We start from the raw sequence: 16,806 nt of genomic DNA, 5'->3' as shown, positions 1-16,806 counted from the left end.
TTATTGATCGGACATCCGAAGACAACAAGCGTTGCTCAGTCTCAAGCAAGTGGGACCAGAGCAGAACAAATCCATATATTCAGAAACCGTTTTTTGTTTGTGGCTTGTCATGTACAGCACTCGCGTTCAATGGCGCAGCGTTTGAGCTGCCAAGCGCACCTGCACGCGTATCAGAACAAAAAAATACCCTGGCTCTTGTGAGCCAGGGTGCAAAAGTACGATGGATAGGTGAATATCATTCGTACGGAGCGTATTCTATATAAAACCTCGCTTATTGCCACCGTCTTGAAACACCTATTTTGTATTTTTTGTAAAAAAATAACGATGAAACCCCAATATATACACCGCAAGTCATGTTTTGAAATGAGTGCTTACGATAACAGCTCAACTATGTACAGTTGACGGGCGTATTGCCAGAACAGAGAACTCTTGCATGCGCGATTCATGTTGCAATGATTAATGAGTGGTTCAACACGCGGCTGCGACAATCGCAGATACCTTGAGGAATTTTCACTTGTCATCGCACCGCCCGTGTTGTCTGAACCTGAATGCAAGCGCACGCTTATTATTCAGCATCCAACTTAGGGACAACACGATCCTGGAGATGGGAAGTCAGACCACAACACCAAGCCAATGTCTTGTCAATCTTCACGCACGACGACACGATGAACCAGACTGGCAGCCAGACCACCGCCTTCGCCGACAACAGCCCAAGCCTTGTCAGTCTTTGGCAATGTACTCGTACTTGGCGGTATTGACGCGCGTCTGGCGCCACTCCACCGGGCGATCCTGATAAGTATACGCAGTGCGGTCAATCAACAACAACGGCGTCGCTTCGGCTACAGCCAGCCAGCCAGCCACGGCGCTGTCAGCCTGGCAAACGCTGAGCTTTTCGCGGGTATCGACAATATTGATGCCGAAATTATTCTGATAAAAGTTATAGAGCGTACTTGAACGCTCGTGCAGGCTCTGCTCATTCAATGTAGCAAAAAGAATTTCCGGTACCTGGATTTCGTCAACCATGACCAGATCACTGTTCAGACTCAGCAGATTGAAAAAATGAAATACGTTGGCGTCTTTGGGCAATTGCAAGCGCTCGCTGGCCTCGCGCGTCGCTTTCTTGCGACGAAATTTCAGCAGACGCGTCGTTGGATACGCCTTGAAGCCATCTCGGCGCTGGATCCGGAAAAACTTGAAAAAATGCTGATCGCTCTCGTGCGTGGCAACGAACGTGCCGCGCCCCTGATGGCGAATCAGAATATGTTCGCTAACCAGTTCATCGACCGCCTTGCGCAACGTACCAATAGACACGCCAAATTTTTCCGCCAGCTGATTCTCTGGCGGAATGGCCTGACCGCGAAGCCACTCGCCACGTGCGAGCGCTGCCAGCAGCGACTGCTTGACAGCAAAATAAAGGGGCGTGCCCGGTAAAAAGAAATCTTTGTTGTTCATAGGTGGCAGATTTTAAATGACTTGCAGCAATGATGCCACGGCTTGCGCTCTCAGCGCCAGCGGAATTCGCTTGTGATGATTTTTCGCATAATTCATATATATGATCTAGTTGACTTGGATGAATATTGCAATTATCATGCATTAAATCTGCTATGCAATCAAACACATCCAAATTGTCAATCAAAGGAGAAAACGATGATCCATGCCGTACTGCATGATTCAAAGGACACCGTTGCCGTTGCCGTCGTCGAAGGCATTACGGCCGGAATGGAACTGTCCTGCTGGAATATGGAAGAAGACAAAATCATTACTGTCAAAGCCACCCAGGACATTCCCATTGGCCACAAGGTAGCCCTGGTGGACATGAAAGATGGGGACACCGTCTTCAAATACAGTGTCGATATCGGCAAAGTAGTCGCGCCCATCAGCGCGGGTGATCACGCCCACGTGCACAACATCAAAACCAAGCGCTGGTAAGCACTGCGAACGCACTGCCACAACCGCTATCGACAGAAATTTAAGCAAGGATTTTCCTCATGGCCATTATTGATTCGAACACCACATTCCGCGGCTACAGAAGAGACAACGGGCGCGTAGGCATACGCAATCACGTTGTGATTCTGCCTGTAGACGATATTTCAAACGCAGCAGTTGAAGCTGTTGCCAACAACATCAAGGGCACTATCGGCATCCCTCACCCTTACGGACGCCTGCAATTTGGCGCCGACCTTGACCTGCACTTTCGCACGCTGATCGGCACGGGCTGCAACCCCAACGTCGCCGCCGTGGTAGTGATCGGCATTGAAGAAGGCTGGACCAAGAAAGTGGTGGACGCCATCGCACAGACCGGCAAACCGGTAGCAGGCTTTTCCATCGAACTGCACGGCGATCACGACACCATTATGCGCGCTTCTAAAAAGGCCAAGGAATTTGTGCATTACGCCACCGCACTGGAACGGGTTGAGTGCCCCATTTCCGAGCTTTGGGTCTCCACAAAATGCGGCGAATCCGATACCACATCGGGCTGCGGCGCCAATCCGACCGTAGGCGATGCCTTTGACAAACTGTATGCCACGGGCAATACACTTGTGTTTGGCGAAACCTCGGAGCTGACCGGCGGCGAACAGATCGTGGCCGCTCGCTGCGCCAACGACAAAGTGCGCGAAGACTTCATGTTCATGTTCAATCGCTATCAGGACATGATCAATCGCTGGAAAACGTCCGATTTGTCCGAATCACAGCCGACCAAAGGCAATATTGCCGGTGGCCTGACGACGATTGAAGAAAAGGCACTGGGCAATATCCAGAAGATCGGCAAAAAATGCATGGTCGATGGCGTGCTGGACAAGGCCGAAGCGCCTACAGGCAAAGGGCTGTGGTTCATGGATTCGTCTTCGGCTGCTGCAGAAATGGTCACGCTTTGCGCGGCCTCTGGCTATGCCGTGCACTTTTTCCCCACCGGCCAGGGCAATGTGATCGGCAACCCGATCCTGCCGGTAATCAAGATTTGCGCCAATCCGCGTACGGTAAGAACCATGTCGGAACACGTGGACGTGGACACCTCCGGTCTGCTGCAGCGTGAAATCAATCTGGACCAGGCAGGAGACAAACTGCTCGAATGCATGCTGGCAACCGCCAATGGTCGCTGGACATCTGCCGAAGCACTGGGCCATCGCGAATTTGTCCTGACACGACTGTTCGAGAGCGCCTGACCCCTGGCGGCCGGTATAAAAAACCAGGCCGGCCGCCACTCACAATCGTGGAGGAGACACCCCATGAAACATCGTCACACCGCAACAAAACGCAGCATAATCAAATTCGGACTGTTGTCATTGTTATGTGCAGGCACCACGATTGTGGCCCCCGCGGCGCAAGCTGAGTTCAAGCCCAATCAATATATTACCTACATTGTTCCATTTGCCCCCGGCGGGCTGACCGACGTGGCTGCCCGCATGGTTGCCAAGGGCGTAGGCGACAAAACCGGCTGGAATATCGTGGTCAACAACAAGGCTGGCGCCAACGGCAACCTGGGACCTACCGAAGCGGCCCGCGCCAAACCGGATGGCAACACCTGGCTGGCCATTACCATGACCCATGCCGTCAATAAAACGCTGTTTGGACCAAAAGCCGGCTACGACATCGAAAAAGACTTTGTTCCCGTTGCCAAAATCGCCTCATCTGCCATCATGGTGGTTGTGCCGCAGAACAGCCCCATCAAAACACTAAAAGACCTGATCGACACCGCCAAGAAGAAAACCCTGAACGTTGGCAGCAGCGGCACCGGCACGCCACCGCACATTGCCATGGCGCTGTTTCAGGATCTGACCAAAACCAAAATGACGCATGTCCCATATAAAGGGGGCGCGCCATCCATGGTGGACCTGATCGGCGGGCAGATTGACGTGGTGTTCTCCAATTATCCGGAATCGCTGGCCTATGTACAACAAGGCAAGTTGCGGGCGCTGGCCATCACATCTGAAAAACGCGCAGCTGCCGTGCCGGACGTGCCCACCACAGCAGAAGCCGGCCTGCCCGGGCTGATGGTTGACAACTTCACAGGCCTGATGGCGCCCAAGGGTACCGACCCTGCGCTGGTCAAGGAAATCAGCGACAAGGTCACCGCCGTTGTTGGAAATAAGGCCATGGGTGACCAGTTGATCAAGCTCGGATTCATCCCCGATCCGATGGGACCAGACCAGTTCAAAACCTATCTGCATGACCAGATCGAAAAACTGGCCAAAACGATCAAAGATGCCAACATCAAAGTCAACTGAATCACATCTGGAATCTGACATTTAACATGACCAACACTATTGTCATCTCTGAATTTATGGACGAACCGGCAGTAGATCGCCTGCGCCAGATAGCGCAAGTGGACTATCGACCGGCGCTTGTTGATAACCAGGAAGCGCTGTTTGAAGGGCTGGCTAATGCCAATGCCCTGATCGTACGCAATCGCACCCAGGTCAATGCCCAGTTGCTGACGCACGCCCCCAACCTACGTGTGGTAGGCCGACTGGGCGTGGGCCTGGACAATATAGACATGGATCTGTGCGCAGACAAAGGCATCACCGTTTACCCGGCTGTCGGCGCCAACGCACAGGCCGTTGCCGAATATGTGATTGCGACCACATTCTTGCTGCTGCGAGGCGCTTACCTGGCCAGCGCCCAGGTGATTGCAGGACAATGGCCACGCCCCCAGCTCAGTAATGGTCTGGAGGTAGCTGGACGTACACTTGGTCTGGTGGGCTTCGGCGGCATAGGCAGGCTCACAGCCAGGCTGGCAAGCGCACTGGGAATGAAGATTGCAGCGTACGACCCCATGCTCAGCTCAGACAGCGCCATCTGGGCCGAAACCGGCGCAATGCAAATGTCATTGGACGAACTGCTGCAACACTGTGACGTTGTAAGCCTGCACACCCCTTTGACAAAGGAGACCCGCCATCTGATCAATGCCGAACGCATTGCCAGGATGAAAGCGCAAGCCATCCTGATCAACACCTCGCGCGGCGGGATTGTAGATGAACAGGCGTTGGTAGCCGCCCTGCAGGCCGGCAAACTGCGCGGCGCAGCGCTGGATGTTTTTGAGGACGAACCGGTAAAGACGGAAAACCGCCTGCCGGATATGCCAAACCTGATATTGACGCCGCATATTGCGGGACTGACGCAGGAGGCGAATGAGCGGGTGTCGGGGGTGATTGCGGAGAAGGTGATGGGGTATTTGAAGGGGGAATGATAGAAACAGTTGCACTTTGGGCCTATTATGCATCCGGAAGGGTGGCCGCATAATAGGCAAAAAAAAACCGTAAATTACAGCAGAAACACTAATAACTCAAATGCCAATCAAGCCGCTATAATGACATAAATACTAAAAATACAATAAGTTATAACGGAGACGATATGAAGATGTTTTCTATCTACTCAGGCCAGGAGCCCGAGGACCTCAATGCCGTACATACAAATGTCCTTGTGTGCAATGCCTGCGCGGCCTCTGAAACGAGCGCATTCGAAGATGCCGATGAAATGATCGAAGTCTCCTGCGATCCGGGCTATGAGGATCGTTGCAAACTCTGCGGCAAAACCTTCGAGCAGGAAATAGAAGAACACGCAGCATTGCGAACCCGCTGAATACAGGATGACCCTCGCTTGTCGGGGGCGTTTATCTGGGACATGGTGGTCATGATCGACCCGTTGGCTTGGCCACTAGCGTTTTCCGCGAAGCCGGGCGATCAATCCCAACGCAGGGCGTATCGCCTTGCGCCATGGGGGCATTGCGCTTACGCCCGCTGCCTTCCAGTCCAGTAACTCATCTAGGGCGCTTTCCGGCGTGGTGTAGCGACCAGAGCGCCGGCTCACGTAGGACGGGTATAAAATCAACACGCCGGCGACCAGCTCATCCAGGGATAGCTGGCGATCACGCCGTGCGACGGGATTCTTGTCATCCGTCAGCCCCCATCCGGCATAAAAAGGCTGCCCGAACGTGACCACCTTGCGGCCACGCAATAGCGCTTCAAAGCCGGCCAGCGATGTCAACACATGCACTTCATCAACCGACGCAAACAGCTCGCCTATCGGATAATCCACCACCACTTCATTACACCAATCCAATGCCTGCTGCTCATTTTGTCCGGCGTCGCGCAGGCCCGCCACCACATCGGGGTGGGGCTTATAAACAACGTAGGCGTGCGGGTTAGCAGTACGCACCGCCTTGAGCAGATCCATATTGCGGCGAACCACGGGCGACCCATACTTGATAGACGCGTCCGTTTCCACCTGCCCGGGCACCAGTATCACACTTGTGGCCCCGGCCGGACGCTGCCATCTTCCCGACCCCACGTTATATTTGGTCAGGTTCGCGGCCACAATCCGCTCGCGTAGCGCCGCGGCGCGCCGACGCAGCGTATCGTCAAATACTGCCGTTCGCAAAATATTTTCGAGATCCGAGACGCTACTGGAATCGTAATAAATGCCGGTGCGGTCAATCACCCAGGATAAGGGCTGCACCAGATCAGCGCCCAGGCCCACCGAGCGCAGGAAACCGCCTTCCAGAAACACGCGTTGGTCGGCAAATTGAGCCACATCCGCAGCTCGCCCCCAGACCGCCAGGGTACCCTCTCCAGGAAAATCCGCGGCTTTTTCCAAAAACCGGACCTCTGAGCCCTGGAAGAACCGCTGCACAATGGGCTTTTTCCAGCGGGAAAAGTTGGGCGCATAAACGGGCGAAGCAAAACGGTTGCGCATACGGCGTTGCAGTCCCATCCACTTAATCAGTCTTTCAGGCTCGCAGCGCGCGCCAGTTTCCGGATCCAGGTAGCGCGCATAGCGAACCAATGCTGCATGCACCAACTGCTCCAGCGAGGCCGGCTGGCGACGCGAGGGCGCGGGCTGGGCATCGGTGGTCAGGCCATACCCCGCATAAAACGGCATGCCAAATGTGAAGACGGGCTTGCCCCACAGCAGCGCCTCAAACCCGATTTGCGAGGTCACGGTATACACAGCGTGCGCCTGCTCTATAAGGCGAACCGGATGAACATTGTCAGCCAGAACCCGCACGCGCGGGTTATTCTGCAGCTCAGCCAGATCAAAATGCCCTTTTTTGTGGCCAGCAAAGACATCCGGGTGAATCTTGATCAACACGTCGCAATCGGCATGATGCCGCAGCGCGCTATCGAGCATGACCCCAAAGTCCTTTACCGAGGCCTGGCCGTAGCGCAGGGACGCATCGCCAAAGGTCTGGTCGGCCAGCAGCACATACCGGGCGGGCAGCGAGCCGGTAAATTCGGGCAAATGGTTATATTTGGACACGCAATTCTGGCGCCAGAGCGAGATCAGCGCTTGTGCCCGGGCAGCGGCGGCAGGATCCAGCGGCTGCGCAATCAAGTGCTCCAGCCATGACGGACTACCGGCATCATAATAAATTCCCTGATGATCAAACAGCACGGACAATGGCGGTTCGTCTACTCCCAGGCCAACCGATCGCAAAAAGCCGTCTTCCAGCAAACAAAAACTTCCGCCGGCAGAGGCGGCTAACCGGACCGCGCGCAAGCCGCTCTTTTTACGGCCCCAGCCCAGACGTACTGCATCTCTGGGGGTGCCAAAGCAACTGACTTTAAGCGGCGCATCCAGAAATGAGGGCAGTGTGCTGTTGCGCCAAAGACCGATATCCAGAGGGCTGACAACATACGATGAAACCTGCGGATCAACCATCGCCTGCTGCCTGCCGGTCATGCATTCAGCCCCAGCGTTTCAACCACCTGTCGCAAACGATCTTCCCAGGTGTGATTAGCCAATACAAACTCTGCACCCGCACGAGCACGCGCCAGGTCATCTTCAGAAGGACCGTGTTTGAGCCGTTCGAATGTTGCCATCATCTCCTCCCGGGTGCTGACCACATGGCAAAACTCGCTAAACATGCGTTCCATTGAAAGACTCGGATTAGACACAATGACGGCACCGCAGGCCAGCGCCTCGATAAGGCGGCGTGAATACATGCTTGGTGAATCCACAATCGTATTGACGTTCAGCGTTACCAGATTGTCTTTATACACCATCGCGGTTGCCTCATGCTTGATGACATGCCGCACCTGCACAGAAGGCAAGGCCGGATAACGATAGTGGGGCGCTTTCCGATCGGAATTACGATCGTAAACAATCAGCCCCAGCCCGGAATCTGAACAGGCCTGGAAAGCCGCATCCTGCCAATACCGGCGGACATCATGCATATGCCGGCTGTAACTGCCCACAAAATTGGCAGTATGATATTTGAAATCAAACCCGGTAAAGCGATGAAAAAGCGGTTGCACCGGGAATGGCAATGTTCCTACGTGCACATTCTCGGCTACATGCTGCCGGTAACGGGGAATGCAGGTTTCATCTACTGTGAAAATGTAATCAAATAAGCGGGCTGAATCAATAAACCGCTCAAAATGTACCCCATCTTCCTTGTTCCAGAAAACAGTCGGAATACCCAGCTTTCTGGAATATTTCACCAGCTTTTTCAAAGCCTTATTGTTGCGATCCGGGTGATCCGGATAAGCGGCCACCTGAAATTTCCAGGACTCGTCAATACCCTTCCAGGCAGACTCCACAAAAACCAGGTCGGGCTTCCAGAATTTAAGCAAATGCTTGTAGTTCAAGGGCGACAGATTTTTGACCCTGGCATTCTGACTGATACAGACACGCGTGAATTCATCAGAGATCAGCGCGATTTTCAAGTGGGCAAAAAGACCACCGGGAAGGATGGGCGCTCCTCCCAAAGGGGACTTCAGAGAGTTAAGAAAACTTATCACGAATTATTGTGTTTAAAAGACCATGCTACTTATAAGGCGAAACACCCGTTCCGCCTGTTATTATGCGTGTCATAATTGTAACGCTTATTCAGAGCGGAAAGCGACAATCAATGTAAAGCTTCTCCATAGCACAACACAAATAACAAATGGGTAAGCAGACAGATCTGCTTACCCATTTTTCTACTTACCAACTGCGGGCCTGATATTGAATACTCAAACCCACGTGTCAGTTGACTAACTTACGTGCATTACGCAGCTTTAACAGCTTTCTCTGTAGCTGTCTCGAGCCAGTACGAGTATGTACGCAGCACAGTCAGCTCCAGTGTAGCTTTGCCGGCAGACTGGATAACGCCAGCTGGAATCACTGCAGAACCCGTTGTCCAGCGCATGGCAGTCCCTTTAACGTCCTGGGGCTGGTTCATGCCGCTGATACGGCTGTCCATCAGGTCAATATCGTGGCGGCCTGTACTGTCTGTGAAGGCAATTGCCGACAAACCAACACCGACGCGACGGATATCACGGCGAGCCAGATGCGTTACGTCACGCACCAGGGAAGAGCGCGATACGATACGTACGTCACCGGCATTTGCAGGCAGTTCAAAGCGGTAAACACCTTCTTTGACAAACTCTGGTGTTGCCTGAATAACACGACCGTTCACTTCAACGCACAGGGCTGCGTCTTTAGTGCGCTGTGCACCTGTCAGCAGCTCTGCACGAGCCAGCAACTGCTTGCGAATGGCTTCAACAATGGCGCCGTCACGTGCAATCACAAGGCCCTCGACGTTCGGACGGCCTTCTGAAGGGCCAAAATCTGGATTCATAGCAACTTCGTCTGCATTCTGGAACATAGAACGGTTACCCATATCTACGTAAGATTCTGCAGGCACGCCTTCGGCCAGGATAATGTCGAACTGCTCCAGCTCAACGTGGAAGTATTCGAACGAGCGACGCTCAAACTGCTGAACGATAGTCTGACCATTGACCAACATCATTGCTGGAACCAGGGCGCCGTTGAATTCCAGGTGGTGACCAGGAGAAACAATAAGATCGGCGTGTGGCACATTGTCTGCAATGGCGTCTTTTTTGATCAGGATAGGGAATGCGCGTACTGCATCCTTGGCAGGAATACGGCTTTTGTACAGCGTCCGATGACCCAGCCATTTAACCGTCGCAACACCACCAGAGGCAGTGATGACTTTATCGCCAGCAACCAGAGACTCAACAGTTTTTTCGCCTTCCAGTGTAGCAATATGCGTGCCTTTGAGGAAGCAAGCGTATGTCATGGAGCCACCATCAAAAGTGACTTGCGTTGGATCCAGACCATCAGCATTGAAACGGCCAACAGTGATACCCAGATCATTTTTAAAGATCAGATCGCCATTCTCGTAAGAGCCGCTAGTCGCATTGGCTACGTTGATCTGGTCGCCTGCGGAAATATTAGTAATCGTCGGGAAAGCAGACAGATCCAGATTGACGCCTGTAGAGTCATATGTAAACGTCGAAGTCCCGGAGTCGCCCATATCGATGTTGACGGTGTTCAAGGCGCCGATATTGACTGTAGCGGGATTCATTGTGAACGAAGAATTGGCGCTCAGATTGTAATTGAACGTATTGCCAATATTCACGCCGGCAAGGCCGCCCTGGACCAGGTCAACATTTTCGCCAATGTTGATGTTCTGAGTGCTTAGCAGACCAGCAGAAACCGTCTGGTTCAATGTCAGCGGCCCTTCTACGTTGTCTACGTTTGTAATGTTCACATTCTTGGTGCCCACAGCACCAATTCCAATGTTTACATTCAATACTGAATCGTCAGGATTCTGACCTTGATCGTAGCTTTGGGTACTCGTTCCCAAAGCTGTAAAGTTAATAGTAGCCATTATTCACCTATCCATAAAAGTTGAATTTAATAATTTTGGTTGCATAAATTGCAACTCGAAGCACATCAACCAGCACATACAGATATATCTCGACACAAATGCGTGAAAACATGCGTTAAAACACATCATTTTCTCAGTATGTCGTTAAAAACAGAAACATTTCACCAACAAAATTATAGTCATTTGAAATATTTCGTATGTGATTATTACATGAGAAATCTGATGAAACAAGTTCGTATAGTCATCATTTTTGTTTATTACGACAATTGTTTCTGTTTGCTCTTGATTTTAGGGTAAACACCTAGATAAATTGTCTTTTTTAAATTAAAAATATGACTATTTGAGAATATACGCTCTAAAGAACTGTAAATTGGCGGAGATTTTTTGCAAACATATATATCTGTAAGTTAACGCAACCGGACACTTACACCTCATTGGGGACCCGACCATAGTCATCGTCGAACCGAATGATGTCATCTTCTTCCAGATACGCGCCTGATTGCACTTCAATGACCTCTAGCGGAGAGTCTCCAATATTGGCCAAACGGTGGCGTACACCCACCGGAATATATAAGCTCTCGTTCGCATTTAACACTTGCACCGTCTCATCCTTAGTGATTTGTGCCTTGCCAACGACAACAACCCAGTGCTCTGAACGATGCTGATGCATCTGCATACTGAGCGAGGCGCCCGGCTTGACCATGATTTTCTTTACGATAAAGTTTGAACCCTTCGTAATAAGCTCATACGTTCCCCAAGGGCGATATACTTTACGGTGATCTGTGGACTCGGCATGTCCACATTTTTTCAAGTCGGCAACAATCTGCTTTATATCTTGTGATCTGCTGCGATGTGCAACCAATAAGGCGTCAACCGTATCTACAACAATAATGTCGTCCAGACCAAGCGTTGCCACAAGTCGCGATTCAGAGAGGGTCAACATATTTGTACAGTCTTTGGAAATGACTTCACCAATATTAACGTTCCCATCAGCATCCGGATGCGACTTTTCCCACAATGAATCCCAGGAACCAATATCGCTCCATCCGGCGTCAATATCCAGCACCACAGCCTTAGCCGTTTTCTCCATCACTGCATAATCGACTGATATAGCAGGGATTTTTTTAAATAATTCGCGATCCAACCTTATAAAATCCAGATCTACGCTGGACTGTTTCAATGCCTCATAACAAAGCGCCAAAACATTCGGGCAATATTTTCTTAACTCCGCCAAATAAGCACTGGCCTTGAACAGAAATATCCCGCTATTCCAAACGTAGCATCCACTATTTACATAGTCTTGCGCAACCGCAAAGCTGGGCTTTTCAACAAACTGCTCTACCGCCTGAATACCGTCACCAAGATGCCGCTTGATATATCCATAACCCGTTTCCGGATGAGTGGGCTTGACACCGAACGTAACGAGTTTGCCCTCTTCGGCCGCGTCAGCTGCAAGCTTTACCGCTTCTGCAAACTGATAGGTATCTTCAATAAGATGGTCGGATGGCAAAACAAGTAAGAGCGGATCCAGGCCCATTTCAAAAGCCTGCAGCGCGGCCACGGCGACGGCTGGCGCCGTATTACGACCGCTAGGCTCCAGCAACAATGCCGATGGCGTTACGTTTACCTGGCGCAAGTGCTCTGAGACGATAAAACGGTGGGCTTCGCTCGCAACAACGATTGGCGGTCGATCAGCAAGCTCCGCAATGCGCAACCAGGTTTGTTGCAACAATGAATGTTCGCCCGCCAGGGTCAAGAACTGCTTTGGATATGCCTCCCGGGACAGCGGCCATAATCTCGTCCCAGCCCCACCTGCCAATATCACTGGTATTATTAGACTCATTATTCTTTTTCCAGATCGATCACTTTAGAGCGTATTGATTTGCACAGCCAGATATACCTGATAGCCAGATAAAAACAACCCATCGACCAATTAACTGAACCGCAGTCTGACCAAGCAAAAAAACCATGTTAGAAGTAACGGCTAGCATCAGCGATATCGACTTCAATCCGTCTCTCACATCATCCCAATTTATTCGTGTGCAGTATAGCATTTAGCTAAGAAAAAAACATACGCTAAAAATAGCGGGTGATCGATTCTCAAATCCGTCCTTTCATATATTCTCCCGTTCACCTATTACACAACATTTTCATTCCTATTAAACACTTTTACAATATACTTCAACCCTTATATTTTTATGTACCCGATGCTTGAGACACACGACGGGTTCTGCTTTCAACCATGTTCTTAAACGGTACAAACTTTTAGTGTAAAGTTGCTTAGGATCGCGAAACTTTCCGATCAGAATTGTTAGCTACGAGTTCTCCCCGACTCCAGTTACAATGCACAGGCAGAGTTTGCCGCGCCCGCCCCCTGTCGTTTTGGCAGTTCGATGAACAAATAGTTATAAGCTTGAAGATATACTTCTTGGTACTCATTCCGTTGGGAGTCAGGAGGCGAGACAGTGGAGCCATTTAATTCAAGAGCCGGAATTACAAAAATTTTCTCAGAGTCAATCTCATTCGATGATAAACAACGCTTCAGTCCCTCAGATTTAGTAATGATCACATCTGCCGCTGCAGCACAAACAAATTGTCGGGTTACGATAGCATCGGCTATCTTGGAGCCGTCATTTTGCTCTGACGCACCATCAGAGATGTAGGTATCTAAAAACTCTAGCACAAGAGGAACCGAGAGACTCCGAGCGACTGCTAGAGCAACGGTTACAGTGCAGTAGTCCTCACCACGAATAACGCAATGGATAACAGTCGGCCTCTCAATTTTCAAAATTTCCCTACAAAGCAACACCGAAAAATCAATCTGATTAACTTTCGTGATGGTGACAAGATCCGTAGATGAAATGCAGTTGAGGAGATAATGCTTAAAGCCGTTAGAACTACGCACTTCCCAAGGATCACCCGTCTCGCCTCTTCCAGGGAAGCCCAATGGCGTTATCACAAGTCCTTTTTTTTGAGATAATACGCGGCTAGGATAGCGCGCAGATAAATAGCTAAACGGGTCTAATGTGGAGCTATCTAATATACCTCCACCGATGAGGAGCGCTATCGTTAAATTATCTGAGTATTCACGGACCAAGTTCTTTTCTTGATAGGTGAAGTTTTCTCGTGCGGATACAAAAGAGTTCCGGAGCAAGTTGACTTCAGACGAAATAAGCCGCGCTTGGTAACGCAGCGCAGCAGGGCTTACGTCGTTCAAAATATGCGATGCCACATTATTAGCGGCTCCGAGATCCCCTAGTTCATAATATTTATTCATAGCGAATCCAAGCATTGATGGATCCTGAGGGAACTCAGCCACTAAGCCCTTGAGAAGGGCTTTAACAGCGTATTCTGGCATATTTTTGTTATGTTCAATCAGACGATAGGAATCAGACACAAGGCGAGGAACAATAAGTTGGTCAAAAGCCGAAATTTTCGCCGAAATTTTTATTTGGGAATCATTGGCTTGAATATTGACATTAATGGTCAAGCGTACAGCTTTTCGCGGCGGGGTAAGTTGAGCAATGAATCTAGTGGTTTTGTCTTTTGTCTTGTTAATGTTGTCTAAGCATAAGAATAATCTACAAGTGCTTTCATTAAATTGACTAATCTGTCCGAAAATTACTTTTTGATCTTCAAACGATACGGGTACGAGTCCGCCGTTACTGTCGTAGAAGGATAAGCTGGCTTCTCCGCAAGAATGCTCAGACGAATTGGTTCCCGATCGAATCGACAACACCAACAATGAACTCCAAAGTTCATTGAGTTCTAAATTTAACGATTGACTTCCTACCGACCTTGCTAATACATACCTATGTGAGGATTTGTCCGTGTTTCTTCGCAGATCCACATCCGAATGTAAATAAAGTACTGAATTGTTTGATACTCTGAAATGCAATTGAACGTACTTTGCCGAAGCTGGCACGAAAAAATTAACCGCATGGGAATTTATCTTATTATCGGTGCTAGATAAGTATTGAAATGATCCACTCACACCAGAGGGACTAGCGTTGATGACCGGCTGTCTACGTTCACACAAGAATCGGCACTCGAAGCCTGTCGCGTTGTCTTTACTATGCGCGATATACGTCAATAGCAGTTTGCAAATTTTTACTTGTTCCTTGTTATACGGAAGCGGAAGTTCGATCATCTCACTATCATGTATGCGACGCCAGCTTACGTCATTGACTGCTCTTTTATATGACAAATACACTTCTAATTTCGGACTTCCAACACAGTCTATAGTACTCCCACCTTTTATCGGATGAACTCTAATTTGTACAAAACGAGTCCGTGCTGGTGCATAAAGACAAATCTCAAAAATATTGGATAAGAAGGTTCGGTGAATATACTTAAAATATCCGTACCTTCGTGAAAATGCAAAGCCTGAATATGGGCCAGCGATTTCACACTCATCCTCGTCTAGATAGCTAACAGATAGCAGCACGGTATCTTTATCCAAGACCTTTTCCGTGAACCGTAAAGTCAACTTCGTTGGTAGTTGCTCCGCAATCGGTAATTTCGACTCCAAAATAGGTAGGTGACCACTAACGCATTGGATGTCCGTTATCTTCTCGATTTCGTCGAGGCGCGCTTCGCCTTCAAGAATAACGAGCCGAACCTTCTCTGCAAGAGGTGGGGCTACGATTGCTCTTTTCGCCCAGTCTCCGCATTTTGAGGTTGCAGTGGAAGCAATATAAATGAATTGGCCATACACCGCAGATGAAAAAGTGCCTTCATAATTACTTCTGATTAATTCTGATTTTTCATCAAAAAAAAGAATGCGACACAAAAGCCCACGCTGACTTGAAATTGCTTTTTTTGAAATAGCGGTCACGCGAATCCTAAGCCTGTCGCCTTGACAGACAGAAAATTCTTTACTTGCTAAAGGATTATCCAAACGCTGTTGAGCTCTAGTATTCATAAGCATATTCTCTTAGACAGAATTTTCTCCATCAGTCTTCAGTACATAAGTCGTGATTGCATCGAAAAACTTTTTTGAAACAACATTCGGATTATGAAGTTTTAATATTTCTGAAAATTTCACAGATGAAATTTTGTAATTAATCGATCTCCTAAGTGAATCTACCAATTGATCACCCGGCTTACCGGTATATAACAACGTAGTATCTGCTGCGTAAGTTTGAGTTATCCCTGGTGAATATGGCGCTACCAACTCTTTCATAAAAGTAGCCGCTAATAACGAGATTCCAGAGTTAAGTGTCTTTGAATAGGGAGCGACCACCACGTCGGCAGCGTTAAACAAGACTTGTATATCCCTATCCTCAAGCGCATTCGGGATAAGATTTATGTTCGAACCGGCTCCAATCGACTCAATGATCTCATTCATATAATTGGCGTCAGCAGGTTTTCCTGAAATTATCAATCGCAGCGAACGATCTCGGTTTTCGCGCTCAAGAATCTTAAAAGCTTCGATTAGTTCCACAATACCTTTGTATCTTTGAATGGAACCAAATGCGAGAAATACGAATTCTTTAAAATTTAGGTCCAAATATTGACGAGCGGTAGCAAGATCTACAATATTTGGATACCAACCTTCATAAGAAGGATGTGGCACGTGAAATGTTTTATGTTCCGGCACATAATATATGTCGTTCGCGAGCTCCACCGAATCCTTGGATAACACATGAATGGCATTAGAATGCCGAATGGTCACTTCGCGCAAACTAATTTCTGCGTCAGTAAAAGAATGATCATGTGGTAGCAAATTATGCATAGTCCATAGTAGTTTATGCCCACGAGAGCGCCATTCCACCAACAACTTTTCAAATTCGCGCACACAAAATTCAGCATGTTCGCTGCTCTTACAATTTTTCAGAACGGAAGCAAGCCAATGCAAATGTATTACCGAACGATTCTTCCAGTTAACAATACCTAAATCATGAAATTTTGCCGTAGGCACAATTGCGTACCCAGCCTCTGTCGCGCTGCAATATAGCAGTTTTTGGAAAGGATTAAGAATCGACACTGGAGAATAGGACAGAACATACGGCAGATTGAGATCCTTCATCCCTTGGGCACACACCGTACCTATAAAAAGATCAGCAGGACTTCGTGCGCCGTTTAGTAGATCTTGATTTTTCATTATTGAAGAAATGCCAGAGACAAACCATGTTTGATATATTGCTCAGTTCCTTAATGAAGGAAGCCTAAGCAGAAAACTTCGG

The 16,806-nt window shown here is 49.2% G+C and carries 12 protein-coding genes; 5 read left to right on the top strand and 7 right to left on the bottom strand.

Annotated elements, in window-relative coordinates; translation table 11 throughout:
• Positions 1–720: 720 nt before the first annotated feature.
• Positions 721–1,452, bottom strand: a complete 732-nt coding sequence (locus tag EV681_RS13115; protein WP_128393061.1) for a GntR family transcriptional regulator — start codon at positions 1,450–1,452, stop codon at positions 721–723.
• Positions 1,453–1,647: 195 nt separating this feature from the next.
• Between EV681_RS13115 and EV681_RS13110 the strand changes: the two genes are divergently transcribed.
• The 5 genes from EV681_RS13110 to EV681_RS13090 all read left to right on the top strand — a co-directional run bounded on the left by EV681_RS13110 (position 1,648) and on the right by EV681_RS13090 (position 5,580).
• A complete protein-coding gene (locus EV681_RS13110; RefSeq protein ID WP_014752347.1) occupies positions 1,648–1,929 on the top strand; it encodes a UxaA family hydrolase in 282 nt (93 codons plus the stop codon).
• A gap of 59 nt (positions 1,930–1,988) precedes the next feature.
• Positions 1,989–3,164 (top strand): UxaA family hydrolase, encoded by a 1,176-nt coding sequence (locus EV681_RS13105; RefSeq protein ID WP_128393063.1) that lies wholly within the window; start codon positions 1,989–1,991, stop codon positions 3,162–3,164.
• A gap of 63 nt (positions 3,165–3,227) precedes the next feature.
• Positions 3,228–4,226: a Bug family tripartite tricarboxylate transporter substrate binding protein gene (locus EV681_RS13100; protein WP_130304242.1), complete on the top strand. Its 999-nt coding sequence runs from the start codon at positions 3,228–3,230 to the stop codon at positions 4,224–4,226.
• A gap of 26 nt (positions 4,227–4,252) precedes the next feature.
• A complete protein-coding gene (locus EV681_RS13095; protein ID WP_130304241.1) occupies positions 4,253–5,188 on the top strand; it encodes a hydroxyacid dehydrogenase in 936 nt (311 codons plus the stop codon).
• A 164-nt stretch (positions 5,189–5,352) separates the two neighbouring features.
• Positions 5,353–5,580, top strand: coding sequence for a hypothetical protein (locus EV681_RS13090; protein WP_130304240.1), 228 nt, complete (start codon positions 5,353–5,355; stop codon positions 5,578–5,580).
• A 75-nt stretch (positions 5,581–5,655) separates the two neighbouring features.
• Here the strand turns inward: EV681_RS13090 and EV681_RS13085 are convergent, their stop codons facing one another.
• The 6 genes from EV681_RS13085 to EV681_RS13060 form a co-directional block, all read right to left on the bottom strand.
• Positions 5,656–7,680 (bottom strand): capsular polysaccharide biosynthesis protein, encoded by a 2,025-nt coding sequence (locus EV681_RS13085; protein ID WP_130304239.1) that lies wholly within the window; start codon positions 7,678–7,680, stop codon positions 5,656–5,658.
• Positions 7,677–8,741: a CgeB family protein gene (locus EV681_RS13080; protein WP_242612248.1), complete on the bottom strand. Its 1,065-nt coding sequence runs from the start codon at positions 8,739–8,741 to the stop codon at positions 7,677–7,679. Before EV681_RS13080 ends, EV681_RS13085 begins: the two co-directional genes overlap by 4 nt.
• Before the next feature lie 248 nt (positions 8,742–8,989).
• Positions 8,990–10,618: a Hint domain-containing protein gene (locus tag EV681_RS13075; RefSeq protein ID WP_130304237.1), complete on the bottom strand. Its 1,629-nt coding sequence runs from the start codon at positions 10,616–10,618 to the stop codon at positions 8,990–8,992.
• Between the two features lie 424 nt (positions 10,619–11,042).
• Positions 11,043–12,461 (bottom strand): mannose-1-phosphate guanylyltransferase/mannose-6-phosphate isomerase, encoded by a 1,419-nt coding sequence (locus EV681_RS13070; protein WP_130304236.1) that lies wholly within the window; start codon positions 12,459–12,461, stop codon positions 11,043–11,045.
• Positions 12,462–12,956: 495 nt separating this feature from the next.
• The gene (locus EV681_RS13065; protein ID WP_130304235.1) at positions 12,957–15,542 is read right to left on the bottom strand and encodes a glycosyltransferase family protein; all 2,586 of its coding nucleotides are present in this window, start codon (positions 15,540–15,542) and stop codon (positions 12,957–12,959) included.
• Positions 15,543–15,554: 12 nt separating this feature from the next.
• Positions 15,555–16,724 (bottom strand): glycosyltransferase, encoded by a 1,170-nt coding sequence (locus tag EV681_RS13060; RefSeq protein ID WP_130304234.1) that lies wholly within the window; start codon positions 16,722–16,724, stop codon positions 15,555–15,557.
• Between the last annotated feature and the right edge of the window lie 82 nt (positions 16,725–16,806).

The sequence above is a fragment of the Advenella incenata genome, assembly GCF_004217095.1.
Lineage (GTDB): Bacteria > Pseudomonadota > Gammaproteobacteria > Burkholderiales > Burkholderiaceae_B > Advenella > Advenella incenata.
This window is presented reverse-complemented; position numbering and strand designations above follow the sequence as displayed.